Source organism: Bradyrhizobium sp. (genome assembly GCF_049691595.1).
Lineage (GTDB): Bacteria > Pseudomonadota > Alphaproteobacteria > Rhizobiales > Xanthobacteraceae > Bradyrhizobium.
The window spans coordinates 1-3,022 of sequence record NZ_JBAVNZ010000363.1; the positions used below are offsets into that span (position 1 = coordinate 1).

Consider the following 3,022-nt stretch of genomic DNA (forward strand, 5'->3'; position numbering starts at 1 on the left):
CGGCGCGGATCGCCGCGGGGCGCAAGGCGCGCGAGATCGACCCCGCCGTCGATGCGCTGCGCGCCTGCGTCTCCGATGCCGCGGATGATCCCACCATCAGCCCGGTGGCGAGCAAGCGGCTGAAGGAGATGCTGGCTTTCACCGAGCTGGTCGACCGCTGGTACATCCAGATGCTCAACGTGCCGCGGCCGAGGCTGGTCGCCCTGATCAAGCTCGGCGAGAAGATCGTCAGCTTGCTGCCGGCGGGAAAAGCCAAATAGGAGCCGGGAGCAAAGGGTGCGTGTGATGGCGTCAGCAAGCAGGATCTCGCGATTTCCAGCGCCGGCGCCATCCCACGCAAGACTGCTCGACGATCCCCGTTTCCGCGCGCTGTTATCCGGCGAGGATTGGGGCCGTCTGCCGGTCGCAATCTGGCGACGATTCTCCAAACGCCTCGCCGATGGCAGGACCATCGTCTATGTCGGCGAGGTCGATGAGGTCTGGCACAGCCGGATCGGCTGGTGGCTCGCGCAGCTCGCGCGCGTGATCGGCGGACCGCTGCCGACCGGCACCGAGACCGGCGTTCCCATGATCGTGACGGTGACGGAAGACGCGGCGACCGGCGGACAAGCCTGGACCCGGATCTGCGCGCGCAGGGACCGATTTCCGCAGGTCATCCATTCCTCGAAGCGCTTTGCCGGCCCGAGCGGCCTTGAGGAATATGTCGGCTTTGGCCTCCGCATGGCGTTGCGCCTTGAAGCCGAGAACGAAGCGCTGCGGTTTCGCAGCGTCGGCTACACCCTGCAGCTCGGACGCCTGAGGTTGCCGCTGCCCGAATGGCTGACGCCCGGCGATGTGACCGTGACCCATTCCGACCTCGGCGGCGGCGCGTTCCGCTTCACGCTCGAAATCATCCATCCCCGTTTCGGCAGGCTGATCCGTCAGTCCGCCGTGTTCAGGGAGGCCGCGTCATGACGTCGTTGCTCTGGACCCTGATCGCCATTCAGATCGTGATGGGGATGTTCGACACCTTCTATCATCACGAGCTGACCGAGCGGCTGGCGTGGCGTCCTTCGCAGCGCTACGAGCTCAGGCTGCACGGCGTGCGCAACCTGCTCTATGCCTGTCTGTTTCTGGTGCTCGGCTGGCTTGAAGTCCACGGCGTTCTGGCGATGATCGTGATCGCGGTGCTGGCTGCGGAAATCGTCATCACGCTGATGGATTTCGTCGAGGAGGATATCAGCCGGAAACTGCCGGCAAGCGAGCGCATCAACCACACGCTGCTGGCGATCAACTACGGCGCCATTCTGGTGCTGCTGATGCCGGTCTTGATCGGCTGGGCGATGCAGCCGACCGGGATCACATCCGCCTATGCCGGCCTTCTCAGCGTCGTTGCCGCGGCGTCAGCCGTGGGCGCCGGCCTTTGCGGATGGCGGGATTTTTCGGCGTCCAGCCGCCTGGCGCGATTGACCAGCCCGCCCGCGCGCGATCTCGTCGCACAATTGCCGGGGCGGCAGACGGTCCTGATCACCGGCGCCACCGGTTTCATCGGCAGCCGGCTCGCCGCAGGCCTGAGCCATGCGGGTCACCAGGTCATCGCGCTGGTTCGCAATCCCGCGAAAGTGGATGGGTTGCCACCGCCGCTCACGCTGGTCACCAGCCTCGACCAGCTAGCCGCCGATGCCAAGATCGATGTGATCGTCAATCTGGCCGGCGAGCCGATCGGCAACGGGTTTTGGACCGACGCCAGGCGCCGCAAAATTCTCGAGTCCCGCATCAACATGACCGGTGATGTCATCGGGTTGATCGCGCGGATGCAGCGCAAGCCGGCGGTGCTGGTCAGCGGCTCCGCGATCGGCTGGTACGGGCTTTGGCAGGATCAGGTGCTGACCGAGTCGGCCAGGTCACACGGCTGTTTCAGCCATGAATTGTGCGAGGCCTGGGAGAACGCGGCGCGGCCGGCGGCCGATCATGGCGTCAGGGTCGTGAGCTTGCGGATCGGCCTCGTCCTCGGAACCGACGGCGGCTTCATCACGCGGATGCTGACGCCATTTGAATTTGGCCTCGGCGGGCCGCTGGGATCGGGCAGGCAGTGGATGTCCTGGATCGAGCGCGATGATCTTGTGCGACTGATCGCCCATGTCATCGCAAAGCCCGATCTGTCCGGTCCGGTCAACGCCACCGCGCCGATCCCGGTCACCAACGCAAGATTCACCGAAGAGCTCGGCCGGCGGCTTCGCCGCCCCGCGGTGTTTCGCATTCCCGCGGCGCTGCTACGCCGCGTCGGCGGCGACTTCGCCAACGAGCTTCTTTTGGGCGGCCAGCGCGTGCTGCCCAACAAGGCGCTGAGCCACGGATTCGTATTCCGGCACGAGACCCTGCGCAGCGCGTTCGAGGCGATCCTGTAGAGTGGCCGGCGCGAGGCGCCGCAGAGGAAGCGTCTATCTGTGCAGAACCGTCGCTTCCGGCAGGCGCGCCTGCGCCGCGCCGAACACGTCCGCAAAAGCCTGCCGGAGCGCGACGTCGACATCTTCCATGGTCACGGGAAGGCCGAGATCGACCAGCGAGGTCACGCCGTAGCGCGGATCGGCGACGCCGCAGGGCACGATCGCCGAGAAATGCGACAGGTCCGGCTCGACATTGATAGCGATGCCGTGGAACGAGACCCAGCGTCTCAAGCGCACGCCGATCGCGGCGATCTTGTCCTCGAAACCCGGGCCCTTGTCCGGGCGGCTGACCCAGACCCCGACGCGATCCTCGCGCCGCTCGCCGCGGACATTGAACGCGGCAAGGGTGCGGATGATCCATTGCTCGAGACCGGCGACGTAGGCGCGCACATCCGGCCGTCGCCGCTTCAGGTCCAGCATCACATAGGCCACGCGCTGGCCGGGGCCATGATAGGTGAGTTGCCCGCCGCGTCCGGTCTCAAACAGCGGGAATCGCGCCTCGAGCAGGTCGCCGGCCTTGCCGCTGGTGCCGGACGTGTAGAGCGGCGGGTGCTCCAGGAGCCACACGAGCTCCGCCGCCCGCTGCGCCGCGATGT

3 protein-coding genes and 1 pseudogene are annotated in these 3,022 nt (G+C 66.5%); 3 read left to right on the plus strand and 1 reads right to left on the minus strand.

The window, feature by feature from the left end; all coding sequences use genetic code 11:
- The 3 genes and pseudogenes from WCE35_RS16050 to WCE35_RS16060 all read left to right on the plus strand — a co-directional run.
- Positions 1-260 (plus strand): annotated as a pseudogene (locus tag WCE35_RS16050) (ArsR family transcriptional regulator); the annotation flags it as partial.
- A 25-nt stretch (positions 261-285) separates the two neighbouring features.
- A complete protein-coding gene (locus WCE35_RS16055; protein ID WP_424594324.1) occupies positions 286-954 on the plus strand; it encodes a DUF4166 domain-containing protein in 669 nt (222 codons plus the stop codon).
- Positions 951-2,387, plus strand: coding sequence for a TIGR01777 family oxidoreductase (locus WCE35_RS16060; protein WP_424594325.1), 1,437 nt, complete (start codon positions 951-953; stop codon positions 2,385-2,387). The genes WCE35_RS16055 and WCE35_RS16060 overlap by 4 nt, the downstream gene beginning before the upstream one ends.
- 33 nt (positions 2,388-2,420) lie before the next feature.
- On the opposite strand, the gene lipB is transcribed toward WCE35_RS16060, so the two are convergent.
- On the minus strand, positions 2,421-3,022 hold a 602-nt coding region (gene lipB / locus WCE35_RS16065; protein ID WP_424594326.1), incomplete at its 5' end, for a lipoyl(octanoyl) transferase LipB.

Bases quoted from the DNA above. Each gene is read 5' to 3' on its own strand.
- WCE35_RS16055 (WP_424594324.1), top strand. From the start codon at position 286: ATGGCGTCAGCAAGCAGGATCTCGCGATTTCCAGCGCCGGCGCCATCC.
- WCE35_RS16060 (WP_424594325.1), top strand. From the start codon at position 951: ATGACGTCGTTGCTCTGGACCCTGATCGCCATTCAGATCGTGATGGGG.